The sequence below is a fragment of the Novosphingobium sp. AP12 genome, assembly GCF_000281975.1.
In the GTDB taxonomy this organism is placed as follows: domain Bacteria; phylum Pseudomonadota; class Alphaproteobacteria; order Sphingomonadales; family Sphingomonadaceae; genus Novosphingobium.
Map to the genome: position 1 here is coordinate 24,955 of NZ_AKKE01000040.1, position 19,039 is coordinate 43,993.

Genomic DNA, 19,039 nt, shown 5'->3' on the forward strand with positions numbered 1-19,039 from the left:
TGAGCCATCCCTCCCGGTCCGCACGGCTCAACATTCCGCCGCAAGCTGAGAGCTATATTGCGGCTGGGTCGAGAACGCTGCGGTCATCCCCGTCGAACAACCCGGGCCGGGAACGCTCGTGCCCTGCGATGATCGATCGATACAGGGCGAGGTACTCCTGCGCCATGCGTCCGGCGCTGAAGCGGCGCTCTATGCTGCGACGCACGGCTCGCCGGTCGAGTTCTCCGGCTCTGGCCACTGCCGCGACGGCGTCCTCGACATTGTCGACGAGAAATCCGTTAACGCCGTCCTCGATGATCTCGAGCATCGACCCGCGGCGCGTGGCGATCACGGGGGTCCCGCAGGCCATCGCCTCGATGACGGAAAGGCCGAACGGTTCGTCGAAGTTGACGAGATGAAGCAGCGCCCGCGCTCCGCCGAGAGCCTGAATACGAGCCAGCCCGCCCGCAGGGCCGTGGAACCGAGCGAAACGATCGTCCAGCCGAGGCTCTACCTCGCGGTGGAAGTAACCTTCGTCCTGCACGATCCCGTGAAGGTTCAGCCGCCGCCCCGACGCTTTCGAGACCTCGAGAGCCTCCCGAACGCCCTTGTCGGGATGGACGCGGCCGAAGAACAGCAGGTCGTCCGATCCGATCGGGTCGAAAGCGAACGCCTCGAGATCGATACCGTGATGAATGGTGGCGGCGTAGCGCAATCGCGGGTGACGGTCCGCGGCACTGATCGCTACGTAGTGCACCGTGTCTTGGAACGCTTCGTACATGGGCAGGATACGCTCGGACGAGAAGCCGTGGATCGTAGTCACCATCGGCGTGTCGATCATGCGGCAAAACGCATGGGCCGGGAAATCCGCCTGGTTGTGGATGATGTCGAAGTCGCCCGCCCGTTCGAACAGGTGCGCAATGTGGCGATACTCCCAGACCTTCGCATCGATCGCCGGATCTTCGCCATAGGGGGCGGGAACCACGCCATCGAGCCGGCCTGAAGTCATGCTGTCGAGCGTGGCGAACAGGGTCACTTCCACGCCGCGCGCAACCAGGGCCTCGGTGAGCAGGCTGGTGACCAGTTCCCACGGTCCGTAATGCCGCGGGGGAGTCCGCCAAGCTATAGGAGCGAGCATTGCAACTCGCACGTCAGTGTTCCGGCTCAAGACGCAGGATCAATCCTTCGTCGGGGAGCAGTGTGCCGTCGAACGGCCGCGCGGACAAAGTCGACGCGAGAACGCCGTCGACGGCCCCGCCCTCTTCAAGTTCGCAACTTCGCGGCTCGGAGCTCAAGTTCAGAATTATCGCCAGCTTTTCGCCTTGATGCTCCCGCAGATAACACAGCACGTCGGGGCCGCCATCCAGCAGCCTGAACGATCCGACCGACAAAGCGGCCTGCGAACGGCGCAGACCGAGCAGCAGGCGATAGAAGTTGAGCATCGATGCCGGGTCGGCGTCCTGCGCCGCGACGTTGCGGCTGCGCCAGTCGTCGTTCAGGGGCAGCCACGGTTCATTGGTGCTGAAGCCGGCGTTGGGACTGTCGTCCCACGGCATCGGCGTACGCGAGCGGTCGCGCCCGATGTCGAGCGCAGGTTGCCGGAAGTGCTGAGGATCGCGCATCCGCTCCGGCGGTATGGTGACTTTCCCGATGCCGATCTCGTCGCCTTGATAGAGCGTCGGCGTTCCGCGCAACGTCAACAGCAACATGGCCGCCACGCGCGCCTGAGCCTCGCCGATGCGGGCGGCGATGCGCGGTGCATCGTGGCTCCCGATAACCCAGTTCGGCCATCCATGCGCGGGAAGCGAAGCCTCGTACGCCTCTATCATGCCGTGCAGATGCGCCGCGTCCCACGGGCTTTCGACCAGCTGAAAGTTGAAGGGCAGGTGCACCTGCGGCCGGTCCGGCGTCCCATACCAGCGCGCATGGCGCTCGTTGGGCAGGAATATCTCGCCGACAAGAACACGGTCTCCGTAGCTATCGGCCAAGGCGCGCATTTCGGCGGAAATAGAGTGGGCTTCCGGCTGGTCCGTCGAATAGACCTGAAGCAGACGATCCCGCTCGGTAATGAGGGGCGTCCAGGCCGGGTTGAGCGGATTGTCCGGCAGTGCCTCATGCTTCACGATATGCCACAGGACATCGATGCGGAAGCCATCGACCCCTCGGTCCAGCCAGAAGCGCAAGACGTTGCTCATGGCCTCGCGAACTTCGGGGTTGCGCCAGTTGAGGTCGGGCTGCTCCTTGAGGAAGGCATGCAGATAATACTGCCCAGTCGCCTCGTCCCACTCCCAGGAGGATCCGCCGAAGTCGCTGATCCAGTTGTTCGGAACACCGCCGCCCGGAGCAGGATCGCGCCAGATGTACCAGTCGCGCTTTGGATTGCTCCGCGAGGATCGGCTCTCGGCGAACCAGGCGTGCTGGTCGGAGGTGTGGTTCGGCACGAAGTCCAGCAGGAGCTTGAGCCCTCGGGCATGGACCGCGGAGATCAGCTCGTCGAAAGCGGCAAAGTCGCCAAAGACCGGCTCGACCCCGCAGTAATCAGCCACGTCGTAGCCGAAGTCCGCCATTGGCGATGGGAATATGGGCGATAGCCAGATCGCATCCACCCCGAGCGATGCGACGTAGTCGAGGCGTGCCTCGATGCCCGACAGATCCCCGACCCCGTCGCCATTGGAATCCTGGAACGAGCGGGGATAAATCTGGTAGATCACCCCTGTTTCCCACCAGGGTCTCCGCGTTTCCTCCATCATGTGGCTCACAAAGCGCGGTGGGGCCGGTAGTTCCGCTTGATGAGTCCACCAGAATGCACGCTGATGCAGAGCATGGCTTGCAGGGGCGTGCGCCGTGCGTGTAGTTCGGAATGCAGATGATGATCGATGCTTAGTCCGTCCGAACAGGCCCACTTGAACCTGGATCAAGCCAGGAACATGCGAGCTGACGGCATCTCCTATCGCGAAATAGGTCGGGCCCTCGCTCTCACGAGTAGCCAGCTGAGCCACATCCGCAGGGCGTTGACACGGGCAAAGGCGTCACAGACGAAGCTGAGCAGGGCCGATCCCGCCGCGACTGACCGCGATCTGCCCCTGTCCCAATCGGTGCTACCGCCGGGACTTCGGCAGATTTTGAAAGCCTCGGGATTGATTACGCTAGGCGATGTCGCTGCACGTATCGGCGATCCGGAACTTCCTGGATTGGAGGCCCTGCCCGGCGTGGGGCCGCACAGGGCGCTATTGATAAAGGGCCTGCTTGACCATCATGGGCTCCTGCCTGGTCCGGAGGACTTGCGATCCGAAATCGAAGCCCTGTTTCCGGAATTCGGTGACGCCGATCCGGCCTAGTCGGAAAACGCCTGCCCGAGGCGCCACGCCACCTTACGCCGGGCGACGGCCGGGCAGTATGGTGGCCAGCAGTGCCGGGCCGGCCCCGAGAACGATCGGCAGCACGTTCGCGAGGCTTTCCCCTGCCATAAGCGCCAGCGCTGCCAGGATTACGATCGCAATCGGCAGCAGATAGCCGAGAGGGCGGGCGATCTTCTCCCATGCGCCCTGCGGCTGCTCCCGGCGCCAGCTGCGCACGGTGTCAGGCTTTTCCGCCTGCCTGATGAACAGGGCGAAGCTGCCGTTGACGATGCGCGGTGCAGGATCGAGCACCACTAGGCGGCGGCGGATCAGCGAGCGGATTGCAAGAGCGGCCTCGATATTGATCACCTTCCGGCGGGCCAGGTTGACGAGCAGGACACGCTCGGCATGAGACGACGCCGCCCACAGGTGCTGGTAATGTTCGATCACCTCTCCGCGCAGATAGTCCCGCGCGGCGGCAGGCGTGGCAGGCCGCACGCTTTTCGCCCAGGCGAGGAGCGCCTCGAAGTAGACCGAATGATAGACGCTCGTCTCAATGGGATATTGCTTTATATCTCCACGCTCCTTCAAGTCCGGCCAGATGCTGGAGGAAGGCCGGTCACCCGGCGCGATGAGCGAATGGAGCACGTCTTCCGGGAGATACCTGACCTCCGACATCAATTCCATGATGCCTTGGATCTGATCCTTGCCAAATCGCTCGGGCTTGGGTGCCCCTTCGTTCGCGCATGCGTTCAGACGGTCTCGGATTTCGCCTTTCTCCTTTTCCGTCCAATTGAACTTTTCCCTCACGGGGAGCGTGCACGTCTTGAAGTCCTCGAACAGCTTGCTCCATCGCATCTGCTCGGTGCGCGAGATCGCCGCGTTCCCCGGGGTGTCGGTGGACCGGCGGCCTTCGCTCTGCTCACGTTCGTAGGCGCGCAGGATGCGGTCGAGCGGAGAGAGGTCGGTCATGACGACGAGCCGCCCGGACTCGCCGCGCTTCCAGCTGTCCTCGGCAGCCTTCGAAAATCGTTCGAGGGTTGTCAGGGCCTGGGCGCGCACTACCGCGTCCTTGAGCGCGATGTCGAGGCCGACGACGACGACCGTCCCGCCTTCCTTTATCCGCTCCAACTGATTTTCGATTTCTTCACGAACGTGCCAGGACTTGCTTTCAGCCCGAGAAATATCGAGCGGTTCGTCGCTTCCCAGCAAGTCGATCATCAACGCCAACGGCCCATTGAGGACCACCGCGCGCTCGGGCAGATCGGGCTTGCCATCCTTGAACTGAATGTCGGGATGAGTGACTGCGTCCAGCGGAATGCCAAAGCCGAACAAGGCGCGGTTCATGCCCTTGCAGCAAGCATACACCGCCCAGACGAGCCCGAAGAGCACCAGCACTCCGCCCAGGATGCTCGGTCGCCATACGTTGCCCCAGGGTCGGTCTGCGTCGACCAGTCCGATAAGATCGTCACTCATGCCTTCGGAACCCGGCTTCACGCAGAACGCGAGCGTCAGCGGGGCCGCCAGCTTCTCAAGGCCTCCGCCCTCTTTTTTACATCCGTAAACCGAACGATCGCCAACGGGACCGAGCCATTTGCGCAGCACCGTCGCCGACCCGGTATGCTCCTGCAAATTCGTTTCCGTTTCCACCCGCGCATCCGGTTGAAAACCGTAAAGCCCCGGCCATTGGAGCGAACTGGGGCGATCGCCCATCGGTTGCTCATCCTTGACGCCCAATGTCATTCCGATGGCCTCGAGCGCCATGCGATTGGCCGTCCAAGCTGACTTGAGGTGCGCGATCTCTGCTTGTGCGTCGATGCTCCGCGCATCTTCGTGGGCGTCCACCCAGCAGGCATACGCAGGGACGGCGCCGCAAGCGATGAGCAGGGCGGCGGACATGGCCGCAAATCCCCATTCGTCCGCCGGCAGAAGCGCCTTCGGGGACATGTGGTTCGGGTCGCGAGCCGCCTCTTCCTGCCGTTCTGCGCGGCCTTTCGTCCCCAGCCACAATATCGCGCCTGTCACTGACAACGCGGGCACGAAGATGGCGACAAGGGCCCGCACTCTTGGCGTGCCAAACAACCAGACGCAGAGCTCCGCAGCAATGGAGGCGGCAATGGAGAAAGCCAGTATCCCCAAAGACGCCTGTAGCATGACGCGGGCGGTACCGGGCCTTGGCCAAAGCCAGAGCCGGGCGCGCGTTCCGGGAAACGGTTCAGGCGACGTCGGAACCTGCTTCCAATGATGCAGCCAATACACTGCAGCGCATAGAGTTGCCATCAATCCGAACGCGATGAGAATCGCCCCGAACCACAGTCCGGCCGCCATTCCAGCCGTTCCCGCAAGCTGCTGGTCCAGTTCGTTGACGGGCCTGTAGACGATCAGCACCCATGGCGTGCCGCGAAGTTTCCTGGCTACGAACTGCTGGTCCGTACCCGCGAACTGGGCTGTGAAGCTCAGGGGCGCGTTTAAGCCATCCTCCTTGTCCTTGTCCTTGTCCTTTTGGCTTAGGGGACCGGCAGCTGCGTCCCAGTCAGGTGTGGCGGCCGCGTCGCTGATCACGGCGAGGCTCGCACTCGACTGCAAGGCGTTCCTGAGCGATGTGCTGCCGATCTCGTATGTTCCCGACGCGAACAGGTAGGGCAACTGCGGGTCGGAGCCATCCACGACAATGAAGCTGAACGACCTCGGCAAGACTGGCGCGAGAAACGTGCGCGAGGTCATCAACTGCAGGATCACGCCGGAGCGCGGACCTATCGGGATTTCCGTTGCGTGGGCAGCGGTCACAGCCTTGTTGCCCGCCGCGCGAGCGTCCGAAGCCTTGGACACGGCATCCGACCCAGGTTCGATCGGAGAGCAAGACTTCAGGTAGGCGGCGCCGTTGCGACCCTCGAGCGAAAAACGGTTGACCACGATGACCTTCGCGGCGCCATCGGTCTGCGCACGGACCGCACCGATCGTGTATTGAGGTTCAATGTGTAGTCCCGTCAGATGCGAGCAGCTCCGCTCGGACGAATTTCCTTTGTCTGCCGCGCCTCTTCCATCGGGTAATCTACCATCCGCCACGCCTTGCATGGCGCGTCGGAAATAGTCGCGTTCGGCGAGGATCGATCTTGCGCCCGCGTTGCAACGATAGGCAAGTGCCGAATAGCCGGGGAACGCCCTCCCCAGTTCTCCGAAAGCGAACACACCCTCGCGGACTGGCCATCTCATGAGCGAACTGTTCGATGACGCATCAGGCGACAACGATATGGTCCTCAGAGAATAATCGTCAGGCCTTCCCCATTCGCCAAAAGTAGGCGCATTCCGCTTAGCTGCCGCCGGATAGGGCACCGACGGTTCGACGATACTCCCATCCGGGAATTTGCACTTCAGCGTACCGTACCTCGTCTGCCCTGCGCGCGGAATCGTGGGACGATCCGAGAAGCGAGGAGTCGCGGATACGGGTATCCAGATCGGGTTGTTTATCGCTTCCCGCAGTTCGGCACCGAAGTTCTTTGCCAATGTGCGCGATACATGCACCAATCTCGCTTCCGACTGCGCGCGGAATCTCAGCATGTCGAGCATGGTCAATCCCGCCAGCGTCACAAGCGCGACCGCAGCGACCACGCCGAAGACGGCGGTGGCGACTTCCGCCACGCTCATGTCCCCTGCCGGGCCGAGAAAGCGCAGCTTGATGGCCGGCATCAACAGCACGGCAAATACAAGCAGCATCGTCACCGCCGTCAGCAGATCGGGCGACAGACGGAACAGCCGCGCCTGCAATTCGCGCTGCGGCACGAGACCGATGAGCAGGCACGTGGAGCCGGCGACGAGAACGCTGGAGGTCTCCGTCGTGGATGCCTCGGCGGACTGCCAGCCGCCCTTGTCCCGCATGCAGTCGGGCGCGGTCCAGCCCTCGGGGAATTTTACTGGCCGGAAATACGCGACGTAGGATTCCCCCGCCACCGTCACTTCCAGCGGCTTGGCCGAACGCTGCGTTTCCAGCACCTGCTGCCGGAAGACCAGTTCCGACTGCTGGGGATCGCTTTCCTTGCTCTTGGCTGCCGCCTGGAGCAGCTTGGTGACCAACGCGCGGTACTCGGCGTTGGTGGGCACGATGTCGCCCAGGTCCCGCACGGGAAGCCGCGCGGTGCCGAGCGAGGAGATCACCCGTCCGTCAGCGCCTACGACCACCACGTCCCGGAAAGTAGGCGTGTTGCTGTTGAGCGGTGCGATCTTCTGCAGCGGAATGGACAACTCGTAGCAAAAGACCGGCGGGAGAGGTTTGGGAGAGCGCCTGTCATCCCCAGGATAAAGGTTGGCGTCGAACCCACCGAAAAGCTTGCTAGGATCGACTTCGTCCACCAATGCGGCATAGCCTTTCCCTCCGGGAGCCTTCACCTGTTTGGCGTCGAGTTCGATCTCCTGATCGAGCTGCCACAACTCATCCATGCTGAGATTGCCGGTCATTCGCAGCTGATCGGATCCGCGGTCGAAGAATACGGACAGGGGTGTTTCGGCAGTGCAGTTAGCGGCCTCCGGCACAGGCCCGGGTTCTGGCTGCCGATCCTGATACAGCGTCTGCATCGAGACCAGTTCGGGATTCTCCCTGCGCACCAATGCCGTCTGCGGATCACTGCGGGTCGGTTTCAGGGCCCCGGAAGCGGGAGGTGGATAGGGACCGACGCTGTAGAGGAGCTGGATCATGCCGATATCGGGATGATCCAGGCGCGCCGCCGCCTTCCAGTTCTTTTTGGTCTGGATCAGCCCCCGCGGCGGGGCCTGCAGACGGTCACGCAGGAGATTGGCCCTTGCAAGGCTCTGCACCGTCGTCGGCCACGACTCCAGCGAGCGTCCGACGATGTCGAGTTGCTCGTAGTTGTCGCGATGCTCTGCTGCGGCCCAATCCAGGCTACGCACGAACGCAGCCACGGCGGCGACGAGGCCCAGGCCCGCAATCAGGATGACAAGCACACGGAAAATCCGCCGCCCGCTCCCCATGGTCGAGGATGACGAATCTACCACGCGCGCGAATACCGGCGCGCGCGGCCGATGTATCCATGGCAAAAGCTCAGCAGCATATTCGCTCCCATCTTGCGATGAGCGACCCGTTATCTATGGATGATGACCGCACCCCAACCGAGCTTTCTCGCATTGAGAATGCGGAACCCTACCTGTTAGTGAAACAAAATAAAATTATAGAAATCAGCATCCGAGATTTTTAGTTAGTATTCAGGTTACCACCAAAGGCACTGGATTACATCACATATAGCGATTTATGAAACAGCCCCTCGGCAACATGACGGTACTTGTAATTTACTCTGTCGGATTCATGTAACCCGATCGCAGACGATCCTTCGCCAGTTCTCGGCACTGACTAGCTGCGCAGGCCCGAAACTGACTGTTAGTTTATTACCTCCAAAATGGCATTCTGCGAACATTGGCTGGCGTTCCGCGAACGCCGGTTGCCAACCAGGTACTGGGCATCCTGCGTTTTATTCAAACCGCAGTAAAAAGGGGGCAGCTGTTTTCATCATGACTGCTTTGAACAATCTTGCACTTGAAACCAAGTATTCATCGCAATCTATATGATATCCATCCAGCCAGAGTGTTAGCGGCTCACTCGTGGCTGCTCGGGAGCATCTCCCGTTCTACCGGATAGGTCTGACCGACGGCGCGGCGATGTGGCAGTTTCGCAGCCAGCCATCTCATTCTCGCGCCGGCGTCTTTTACAAATGCGGGATCGGCGGCTAGCTTGCGGTCGAAGTCCCCACGCACGTTTGCATCGGACGCCAACAAGGCATCAAGGATAGGCGCCATCACGAAATCCTCGGTTCCGGCCGTCGCGGTCAACACTTCGGGGAACAGGCCCCAGGCAAGGAAGCTGTCCTGGCTTTCCGGCTCCAGCAGCGCTGCCGCGAGCAAGCCGAGCGGCTGATCGGCGGGAACGCGCATGGTGCCAGCGGGGATGGTCGCCTCGGCCAACTCATGCGTAAAGCGCGCCTCCACCGGAATGCGCCCGTCACGAGCGGAAGCGAGCTTCACGTCGTGAAGACGCACCCTATCGACCGGCAGCGTGCGATCCTCGGGAAGAGTTTCAAGGTCGATCCCGTGGAGGCGCAGTTTCTCGATCACTTCCGTCTGGGCCGCCGGGATCAGCCACGCCTGGGGCAGCCGCACGGATTCGACCGCGTCCTGGCCGATGATCGGCATCCGGAAAGTGATCCTCCTGCCAGTGAAACGCTGCTCCATCCGGCCGGTCGCGGGGGAGGGATAAGTCTCGAAGGCGACCCCCTTGAACCTGTCCAGCCAGCCGATAGGCTGCTGTGCGGGTGTCCACCGCGTAAGCAGTTGCACGGGGCGATCGGCGCGGTCGATCGTCTTGGCTTCGGCGATGCGGCCGGCATCCTGCGCCGCCAGCTTCAGCGCGGCCTCCAGCAGCACGTAGGTGCCCAGCACGCGCTGGCGATAGGGCTTGAGCATGTGGTTTTCGACCAGCACCGTCGGCACCCCGATGAAATCGCCATAGCCTGTCGAGTAGCGCGGACCTTCAGGACTGTAGCGGATGCCCTTGGTCGGATCGCGTGTATCGACCGGGCTGGGATAGATGGCCGGCTCGTGCCCGGCGCGGGTCAGTGCCGCCTTCACGCTGGGGCCGAAACGCTGCTCCAGCCAGAGCGCGGTGGCGCGGTGGCGCGCATATTTGCCCCACCCGGCATAGGTGTACGTCACGTCGTATTGCATGTCGAAGCCGCCGCTGACGTGGCAGTCGATGTAGAGCGCCGGGTCCAGCCGCCGCAGCAGTGCCACCATGGCGCGCACCTCGGGCGTATCGAGCTTGGCGTAGTCTCGATTGAGATTGATGCCGCGCGCGTTGCCTTCGGTGCCCTTGGCCTCCGGGCCGCGCACATGGAGGAAGTTCCACGGGCTTGCCCGCTCGTGGCCGTCGATGTTGAGGATCGGCACGAAAATCAGATCGACCTTGTCGAGCAGACCCTGCTTGCCGCGCATCGCGATGTCGCGCAGAAGCATGAGGCCCGCGTCCTTGCCGTCGATCTCCCCCGCATGAATGCCTGCCTGCACGAGCACGACGGGCTTGCCGGAGCCGCCCTTGCTGGCACGCACCATCAGCAGATCTCGGCCTTCGCCGGTCTTGCCGAAGCTCTCCACATGGATCAGCGGCGAGGCCTGGACGAGTTTATCTAGCCAGCCGCGCACTTCATCATAGCGCGGCGTGGTGCGGAAGCCGGCGGCCTCGGCCGGAGTGATCCAAGGGTCGCCTGCCGGAACGACCAGCTTCTCGCTCGCCCCCGACCACGCAAGCGCAGGCGGCAGCACGGCAGGCGGTGACGGCTCTGCCGCATAAGTGGTGGTTGCCGTGGCGACGGCCACGGTGATGGCTACGAACTTCAGCATCGATCTTTCTTGCGCTCAGAACCGGGCGCGCAGGCCGGCGGTGCCGGTGCGCGGCGTGCCGGGCTGTACCCACAAGGGCGAATAGCTGTTTGCGTACCAGTGTTCGTCGAACAGGTTGGTGATCGATCCGAACAGTTCGAGATGCTCCATCACCTCCACCTTGCCGAACAGGCGGAACAGCGTGTGCGAGGGCAGCATGAACTCGGTGCCCGTCTCGCCCGATCGCTTGCCGACATGCTGCATCCCCGCGCCGATCTGCGCCTCGCGGCCTCCGATGGCGAAAGCCTTGGCGACCTGCAGGTTGAGGTTGTGCTTGGGGATGTTGATGAGCGGATCGCCGGGGCTGATCTGAAACGAGTAGTTCGGGTCGAGCATACTCGAGCGCGCCTCGGCATCCACGTAGGCATAGCTGACCAGCACGTCGATGCGGCCCGGCAGGCGGCCGTTCAGGTCGAACTCGACGCCCCGGCTGCGAGCCTTGCCAATGGCCAGTGAATAGCCGGGAGAGTTGGGGTCGGTGGCCAGCACATTCGCCTTGGTCAACTGGAATGCCGCCAGCGTTCCGTTGAGGGCGCCGCCCAGCAAGGAGAGCTTCAGCCCCACCTCGATCGATTCGCTGGTCTCCGGGTCGAAGATCACTCCGTTCACATCGGTGCCGACATTGGCGCGGAAACCCTGCCCATAGGCGGCAAAGACGGTCAGCGGATCGCCCGGCCTGTAGACCACACCCGCCTGCGGACTGAAGCGGCTGTGTTTGCGGCGGCTGCTCACGCCGCTCAGGCGATTGTCGGTCTCCAGCGTCAACCGGTCGTACCGCCCGCCGATGCGGACCTGCAGCCGTTCGGTGATCGTGATCTGGTCCTGCACGTAGGCGCCGGTCGCGCGCTGGCGGTCGGTGCGGTCCGTGATGACGGATGTGGTCGGCAGCGGAAAACGGCCGTAGACCGGATCGATGATGTCGACGACATTGCCCTGCTTCTCGGTCGGGTTCGAGGCGAGCGTCGGCGGACGATAGCGGGTGAAATAATTCATATAACTGAACTCGTCATGGTCGGCACCGATGAGCACGCGATGGCGTAGCGCACCGGTTTCGAGTTCGCCTGCAAGTTCGGCTCGGATGACCTTGTGATTGGCATCGTACCGGCGCGAGCGGCGCTGGCGCGAAAGCGAGCGGCCGTCGCTGTAGAGCGCCTGGCGCGAGGCGATCGTCTCGGCGTCCGATGAGGAACCGGTGAGCAGCGTGTCGCGGATGCTGCCGCCGACCAGCAGGCTCCAGCGATCGCTGAATTCATGCTGCAGGCGCATCTGGTGCCCGGCGGCGCGCGCCACCGTATCGCCGTCACCCGGCTCACCCAGGAAGCGCGAACGCGGCACAGTGTCGAAATTGCCATCCAGCACGACGATCCCGCGATCGAAAGGCACTTCCACGCGGGTCTTCTCGAAGTCGTACGTCAGCCGCGTATCAGGCCCCAGCGCCAGGCCGATCGAAGGGAGGAAGCCCCACCGTGTCTGGTGGACGAGATCGCGGAACGTATCGCCGTCCTCGGCATAGCCGATCAGGCGCGCGGTAAGGCCGCCGGTCAGTGCGACGTTGACGTCCGCCTCGCCGCGCACCCGGCCCCAGCTACCGTACTGGATCGAAGCGCTGCCGAATGTGCGGCCGAGTTCGGCCTGCTTGGTCACCAGGTTGACCGTACCGCCGGGCTCGCCGCGCCCGATCAGCGCCGCGGCGGGGCCTTTCAGCACTTCGATCCTCTCAATCCCGGCTGCATCGCGCTGGCCGCCAAAACCCCGCCCGCCGTTGAACCCGTTGACGAGGTAGCCGCTCGGCATGTTCTCATCCCCTGCGAAACCGCGGATCGCAAAGGAATCCCCCAGGCCGCCGAGCGTGTTCTGCCGTACGACCGATGCATTGAGGTCGAGCGCGTCGGTCAGACGCTGGATGCCATTCTGCTCCAGCGTCTCCGCGTCGATCTCGGCGATCGATTGCGGAATTTCGGAGACCGTGAAGTTGCCGCGATAGGCCTGGCGCACACCTGTCACCGTGATCGCTTCGCTGCCCTCCTCGGCCTCGAACCCCACCTCTTCGGCACCGGCTTCGCCGAACGACGCCAGCGCCATGGCGAATGGCAGAGTTCCGGCCAGCAGCCAGCGGTCTTTGGCAAAACGAAGCATGCGATCCCCACGATGAATATGCCGCGAAGGGCGCTGCCCCTCGATAGGGCCGGGCTTCTGTCAGGTCGAAAGCGGGCCGTCAATGATATGTTGCATCATATCATTGATTGGGGCAGGAACGCGCGAAATCCGCAGAAATCCCTCGTTTTCAGCAATGATCGGGAAACATCATGACCGAAGCCCTGACTCCCATCTTGATCGACGACCTTGCCGTGACTTACGGCAACCACCAGGTTCTGGCCGGACTCTCCCTGTCCGCGCCGGCGGGCAGCGTCACGGCCCTCCTCGGCGGAAACGGCGCGGGCAAATCGACCACGCTCTCGGCTCTGCTCGGCTTCGTGAAGGCGAGTTCGGGTCGTGTCTCGGTCTGCGGTATCGATCCCCGCACCGCCCCCGACGAGGCCCGTCGCCACATCGCCTATCTCCCCGAAAACGTCGCGCTGTACGAGCACCTGACCGCCGTGGAGAACGCACAGTACCTGCTGGCGCTTTCGGGCGGGAAACAGGATCGCGCGGCCATCGCCGCGGCTTTCGCTGCCGCCGGACTGCAGGAGCGCGGATGGGACCAGCGCCTCGGCGCCTTTTCGAAGGGCATGCGCCAGAAGGTCGCCATCGCCGTCGCCCTGTTGCGCGAAGTGCCGGTGCTGCTGCTCGACGAGCCGACCTCCGGCCTCGACCCGCGCGCTACGGCTGACTTCAACGCGCTCGTCCTTGCGGTGCGCGGGCGCGGCACGGCGGTGTTGATGGTGACGCACGACCTGCTCGGCGCCGCCCATATCTCCGATCGCATCTGCTTCCTCGAATGCGGTCGCATCGTCCAGGACGTAGCCGCCCAAGGGCCAGAGCGTTTCGATGTGCGCGCGCTGCACGCCCGCTTCGCGGCACCCGCAAAGGGACTGGCGGCATGAACGCAGCCGCCCTCATCGCGCGCGACGAATTGCGGCTGATGCGCCGCAACCGCGTGGCCGTGATCGCCTCCGCCCTGCTGGTATTGCTTACGCTGGTAGCGGTGGCAAGTTCCTGGTCGCACCAGCGCGGGATCGAGGACTTGCGCGCCCGCCATCAGCATGCGGCTGAACGGGCCTTCGACGCACAGCCTGACCGGCACCCGCACCGCATGGTTCACTACGGCACCTTCATCTTCCGTCCGCTTGGCGCGCTTGCCACCTTCGACCCCGGTGTCGATGCCTTCACCGGCAATTCGATGTTTCTCGAAGGCCACCAGCAGAACACCGCGAACTTCGGCGACGTAAACCAGAGCACGCTGCTGATACGCTTCGGCCAGTTGACCCCCGCCTTCGTGCTACAGACGGTAGCGCCGCTCCTGCTGATCTTTCTTGGCTATGGCGCCATAGCGCGCGAGACCGAACGTGGCACCTTGCGCGTGCTGATGATGCAGGGCGCGACGCGCGGGGCAATCGTACGCGGCAAGCTGCGCGCGCTTGGCATGGTTGCCCTGCTGGTAGCGCTGCCCGCGTTCCTGGGCCTCGTGGTGCTGACGGCGACATCCGGCGCGGCGATACTGCCGACGGCCGCGATCGTGCTGGGCTATGGTACATGGCTGCTTTTGTGGGTCACCGTCATCGTCCTCGTTTCCGCGTCGGCCTGCCGCAGCCGAGACGCGCTCCTAACGCTTGTCGCGATCTGGGCCGTGAGCGTGGTCCTGCTGCCGCGTGTCGCGCCTGACGCGGCGAGTGTGGCCGTGCCGCTAAAGAACCGCCTCCAGACTGAGGTGGCCATCGCCCGCGACTTGCGCAGGCTCGGCGATGCCCACGACCCCGACGATCCCCACTTCTCCGCGTTCAAGCGATCGGTTCTGCAGCGCTACGGCGTAACGCGGGTGGAAGACCTGCCGGTCAACTACAAGGGCCTGCTGGCGATCGAGGGCGAGCGGATAACCTCCGCCCTGTTCGACCGCTACAGCGGCGCAAGCCATGCCGCGCAGGAGACCCAGAACGCCATGGTCCGCGCCGTGGGCGTGGTCAGCCCGGCGATCGCGCTGCGCTCGCTGTCGATGGCGGCGGCAGGCACCGACTTCGCGGCCCATCGCGGCTTCCTCGAGCAGGCGGAAGCCTATCGCTACGACCTGGTGCAACGGCTCAACCGGATGCAAGCCGACGGCGTCACCTATGCCGACGACACCGCCACCGATGCGGGCGCCGATCGCCGCAAGCGTGTCGGCGCGAGAAACTGGGAAGCCATGCCCGACTTCACCTATCACGCGCCCGGCGGCACAGCGCTCGCGGCGCGTGCCCTCCCCGGACTTTTCGTGATCCTGGGTTGGCTTGGGCTGGCCGCAGCCCTGCTCGCCTTCGCCACCCGCCGCATGGGAGAGCGTCGATGATTTTATGGATGCATGAAGCCCGCCTGCTGCTGCGCCAGCGCCTTGCAGTCATCGCGCTCGGCCTGCTCACGGTGCTGACCATGGCTGCACTCGCCGCCGGAATGGCCGAAATCTCTCGCCAGCGCGCTGCTATTGCCGCCATTCCAGTCGCACAGGCCGAGGATATCGGTGCCATCGCAGCCTGGGTCGACAAGGACAAGGATGCCGGGAGCGCCGGCTATTACAGTTTCCACCCTACCTGGGACACGCCTTCCCCACTGGCCTTCGCGGCGCTGGGGATGCGCGACGTCGCACCCTACATCCTGCGCGTACGGGCGCTAGGGCTGGAGGCACAGATATACGACGGCGACACCTTCAATCCTGAACTGGCCCTACCCGGCCGCTTCGACTTCGCCTTCGTTCTGGTTTTCCTCGCCCCGCTCTTCGTCATCGCCTTGTGCCACGACCTGATTTCGGGCGAGCGCGAGGCCGGGCGCTGGCGTACCTTGGCGGCATTGCCGAATGGCGGCGCGGCGCTATGGCGGCGCCGCACATGGCTTCGCCTCGCGCTGCTCTGGGCCGTGCTCGGCGTACCCTTTGCCGTTGCCGCCGCGATCTCAGGCGTGGAGATAACCGCGATCCTCGCGATCCTATTGCTGATTCTGGCCTACCTGCTGTTCTGGGCTGGCCTTTCCGTTCTAATCGGGCGCCTTCGCTGGAGCAGCGTCGCCAATGCAGCAAGCCTGGCCGCGCTCTGGCTGGTGCTCGTGCTCGTCCTGCCGACGCTCGGCCACGTCGCGATCAACCGCGCGGTCCCGCTGGAGCAGGGCGCCGAGATCGCCCTTGCCCAGCGCGAGGCGGTCAACCACGCCTGGGACATCCCGCGCGAAAAGACGATGGGCCGCTTCTACGCCAGCCACCCTCAGTGGGCCAATTCCGCGCCGCTGGGCGCCGCGTTCCACTACAAATGGTATTTCGCTTTCCACCAGGTCGGTGACGAGAGCGTTTCGGACAAGGTTCGCGAGTATCGACGGGGCCTCGAAAGTCGCGACCGTATCGCACGTGGACTCGGCTGGGTGCTACCTTCGATCGGTGTGCAGACACTGCTGACAAGCATGGCGCGGACCGACCTCGCCGCTCAGCTCGCCCATCGCGACCACATCCACGACTATCACCGGCGCCTTCGCGAGTTCTACTACGGCTATCTCTTTCGAGACCGCCCTTTCGGCAAGGCGGATTTCGAGCGCGCTCCGCAATTCGACGAAGAATCCTGAAAACCTGTAAAAGGGTAAGGGGGACGGCGTGTTCTGTTTTTCGAGCTGCGGTACGCACCCTGCCCCGCTAGGAATACCGCCCTGAACGCAGACCTTACCGAGCCTAAATAGGCTCCCTCAACCAGCTCCTTCGTTCACATCGCGGGAGAACGACATTCTTGCCGTTCGGCGACCCATACCACCGGGATGATGTCTTTATGGTCCTGGACTTGCAATTTTGCCCTGCCTGGTTTGACCCTCCCGATGATGTTTCTGGCCTCAGCTTTCCTCGGCCCGGGCGGTATCGGTATCTATGATCCCTTCCATCGCGCTCTGCATCGTCTCGTAGAAGCTGGCGAGCCGCTCCATGCGCTCGGCGGCGGGCCCTTCGGCTACCTTCGGTCCGCGTGCCGTCATCAGCCGGCCTAATGACCCCAGCGACGCGGTGCGCAGCAGGAAGGGCGTGCCGAAATCCTCGCGAGCGACGTAAAGTACGCGCTTGGTGCCCCGCTCACCCACCCGCCGGCAGTGGCCTGCGGTTTCGAGCAGCTTGGCCGCCTTGCAGGCGTTGCTCTTGCTGATCTCCAATTGCTCGGCGATGTCGTCGAGGCTCGCCGGATCGCTCTGGAACAGAAGGAATCCATAAACCCGCGCAGCGTTGGCAGGCATGTTCCACCCCGCGAGAAGGGTCGCGAACTCGTCGAGGAACCGGCGCTGTTCGTCAGTCTGCATGATTGACAATATTTCCCATAATGTAAATATACGAAATTAGCGGAGAGAATCAAGCGATGGCTGCGCTAGCGCAAAGCTTCACCCGCTCAACCGTCAAACTGTTTTGGGATGAAGAAAAAATGCCTGCTCCCCTTGCCACAGAACTGTCCACCGCCGCCGTTCTTCCCGAAGGATTGCTCTACATAGACGGCGTCCTCCGCCGTGCCGAGGGCGATCGCACTTACGACAATATCGGCCCATGGACCGGCAAGCCCGTCGGCATCGCCGCCGATGCCGGCACCCTCGACGTCGAGCAGGCGATCGCCGCCGCGCGCCGGGCCTTCGATACCACCGACTGGTCCAGCAACCACGAGAAGCGCTTCACCCTCGTGCGCAGGCTCTACGATCTCTTCGAAGTCAATCGCGACCGTCTGGTCGACATCGCCCGGCATGAGGTCGGGGCGCCGCTCGTGGCGGTCAATCGCGCCCAGGTCGCCAATTGCCTGAACAGTTGGCGCGACCTCATGGACGTGTACCCCGAGCTTCAGTGGGAGAAGGACTACGGAGTTCGCGAGACCTCGTTCGGCAAGAGCCAGCGGACCGCGCACTACGAGGCGATCGGCGTCGCCGCCGCGATCACGCCGTGGAACTTCCCGCTCTACGTCAATGCCGAAAAGGTGGTCTCCGCCCTGCTCGCGGGCTGCACCGTGATCCTCAAGCCGGCGCCAGACACCCCGCTGGCCGGCGCGATCTTCGGCGAACTCGCCGCCGAGGCGGGTTTCCCCGCCGGCGTGCTCAACGTCATCACCGCGAGCGATCCGGCCGAGGCGGGCGAACTGCTCGTCACCGATCCGCGCGTGGACATCATTACCTTCACCGGCTCGACCGCGATCGGCAAGCACATCGTCAGGCAGGGCGCGGAAACCATGAAGCGCGCGTTCCTGGAACTGGGCGGCAAGTCCGCCAACGTCGTGCTCGAGGACGAACCGAATTTCGCCCAGATCGTGGCGCAGTCCATCCTCGTGTTCCACGCGGGCCAGGGATGCGCCGTCCAGTCGCGCCTGCTCGTGCCCCGCAGCCGCTACGAGGAGGCCAAGCAGATCCTCAAGGCCGCCTACGATGCCTTCGCCGACAAGTGGGGCCATTTCGACGACCCGGCCTGCTCGATGGGCCCGGTGGTTTCGCAAAAGCAGATGATGCGCGTGAAGGGCTACGTCGACCTGGGGGTCGAGGAAGGCGCCACGCTGCTGGCGGGCGGGAACCTGCGCCCCGACAAGGGCGACGGCTGGTTCATCGAGCCGACCTGCTTCGTCGACGTCACCAACGACATGCGGATCGCGCAGGAGGAAATCTTCGGCCCGGTCCTCGTCGTCATCCCCTTCGATGACGACGAGGATGCGATCCGCATCGCCAACGACAGCATCTACGGCCTGTCCGGCGGCGTCTGGTCGGGCGACCGCGAGCGCGCGCTGAGGGTCGCGAAGTCGATCCGCACCGGCACCGTGGGGGTGAACGGCGGCACCCCGATCAACGGCGACCTGCCCTTCGGCGGCTACAAGCACAGCGGCGTTGGCCGCGCCTGGGGCATCGAGGGGATCGAGGAATATCTCGAAACGAAAGTGATCGCTTACCCGGTGTGAGCGAGCGGGTTGCCTCGATCATGGTCGAGGCAACCTTCATCCGACGGGGCGGTATCCGGTGTTCTTCATAAATTGATGATGCACATGCGAAGCGGGCGATCGAGGGGTCGCCACACTGCCGCCGGGCAGCACTCTCCACCCTGACGAGAGCTACGGCGTGTTCATCGAACTCACGTGTTTCGTCAACGTCCGCAACGACATGCGTCAGACGCCATTGATGAG

The 19,039-nt window shown here is 63.7% G+C and carries 10 protein-coding genes; 4 read left to right on the plus strand and 6 right to left on the minus strand.

Annotated elements, in window-relative coordinates; genetic code table 11:
• Positions 1-52: 52 nt before the first annotated feature.
• From PMI02_RS07840 to PMI02_RS07865, 5 genes are all read right to left on the minus strand, one after another.
• Entirely contained in the window at positions 53-1,117 is a 1,065-nt protein-coding gene (locus tag PMI02_RS07840) for a glycosyltransferase family 4 protein (RefSeq protein WP_007681219.1), read from the minus strand.
• Between the two features lie 13 nt (positions 1,118-1,130).
• Positions 1,131-2,726, minus strand: coding sequence for an alpha-amylase family glycosyl hydrolase (locus PMI02_RS07845; RefSeq protein ID WP_007681221.1), 1,596 nt, complete (start codon positions 2,724-2,726; stop codon positions 1,131-1,133).
• Positions 2,727-3,350: 624 nt separating this feature from the next.
• Positions 3,351-8,273 carry a hypothetical protein gene (locus tag PMI02_RS07855; protein ID WP_036502853.1) on the minus strand — a complete coding sequence of 1,641 codons (4,923 nt, stop codon included), beginning with the start codon at positions 8,271-8,273 and terminating at the stop codon, positions 3,351-3,353.
• 645 nt (positions 8,274-8,918) lie between these two features.
• On the minus strand, positions 8,919-10,715 hold the full coding sequence (locus tag PMI02_RS07860) for a M14 family metallopeptidase (protein ID WP_007681235.1): 1,797 nt from the start codon (positions 10,713-10,715) through the stop codon (positions 8,919-8,921).
• Positions 10,716-10,730: 15 nt separating this feature from the next.
• The gene (locus PMI02_RS07865) at positions 10,731-12,890 is read right to left on the minus strand and encodes a TonB-dependent siderophore receptor (protein ID WP_007681237.1); all 2,160 of its coding nucleotides are present in this window, start codon (positions 12,888-12,890) and stop codon (positions 10,731-10,733) included.
• A 170-nt stretch (positions 12,891-13,060) separates the two neighbouring features.
• Between PMI02_RS07865 and PMI02_RS07870 the strand changes: the two genes are divergently transcribed.
• Genes PMI02_RS07870 through PMI02_RS07880 form a run of 3 tightly spaced genes read left to right on the plus strand, consistent with a single transcriptional unit; the run spans position 13,061 to position 16,487 of the window.
• Positions 13,061-13,798 carry an ABC transporter ATP-binding protein gene (locus PMI02_RS07870; protein ID WP_007681239.1) on the plus strand — a complete coding sequence of 246 codons (738 nt, stop codon included), beginning with the start codon at positions 13,061-13,063 and terminating at the stop codon, positions 13,796-13,798.
• On the plus strand, positions 13,795-15,234 hold the full coding sequence (locus PMI02_RS07875) for a DUF3526 domain-containing protein (protein WP_007681241.1): 1,440 nt from the start codon (positions 13,795-13,797) through the stop codon (positions 15,232-15,234). The genes PMI02_RS07870 and PMI02_RS07875 overlap by 4 nt, the downstream gene beginning before the upstream one ends.
• Positions 15,231-16,487, plus strand: a complete 1,257-nt coding sequence (locus PMI02_RS07880; RefSeq protein ID WP_007681243.1) for a DUF3526 domain-containing protein — start codon at positions 15,231-15,233, stop codon at positions 16,485-16,487. Before PMI02_RS07875 ends, PMI02_RS07880 begins: the two co-directional genes overlap by 4 nt.
• A 258-nt stretch (positions 16,488-16,745) precedes the next feature.
• On the opposite strand, the gene PMI02_RS07885 is transcribed toward PMI02_RS07880, so the two are convergent.
• A complete protein-coding gene (locus tag PMI02_RS07885) occupies positions 16,746-17,198 on the minus strand; it encodes a GbsR/MarR family transcriptional regulator (RefSeq protein WP_007681244.1) in 453 nt (150 codons plus the stop codon).
• A 119-nt stretch (positions 17,199-17,317) separates the two neighbouring features.
• Between PMI02_RS07885 and PMI02_RS07890 the strand changes: the two genes are divergently transcribed.
• Entirely contained in the window at positions 17,318-18,817 is a 1,500-nt protein-coding gene (locus PMI02_RS07890) for an aldehyde dehydrogenase family protein (protein WP_157222432.1), read from the plus strand.
• Positions 18,818-19,039 lie beyond the last annotated feature (222 nt).